The organism is Rhizobium freirei PRF 81 (genome assembly GCF_000359745.1).
Lineage (GTDB): Bacteria > Pseudomonadota > Alphaproteobacteria > Rhizobiales > Rhizobiaceae > Rhizobium > Rhizobium freirei.
Map to the genome: position 1 here is coordinate 1 of NZ_AQHN01000073.1, position 203 is coordinate 203.

General features: G+C 49.8%; 1 pseudogene. It reads right to left on the bottom strand.

What is annotated here, in order from left to right:
* Window positions 1–18: 18 nt before the first annotated feature.
* A pseudogene (locus RHSP_RS35390) lies at window positions 19–203 on the bottom strand (IS630 family transposase); the annotation flags it as partial.

The following is a 203-nucleotide window of genomic DNA, read 5'->3' on the forward strand; positions in this document are numbered from 1 at the left end:
AGTACCCCTCCGCAGAGATTATGACTCTTTGACTGGATAGGCCTTGTGGAGTTTTTCACGGGCTTTTTCGGTGGTGAACATCCATTGGATTTGTGCCCTTTGCGCGTTTCTCTGCTGCTGCCAAGCATTGATCTCTGCAATCATCCTGTGTTTGTCGTCGATCCTGCGGTCGAGGCATTGGCTTTTCAAAACGCCAATCTCGA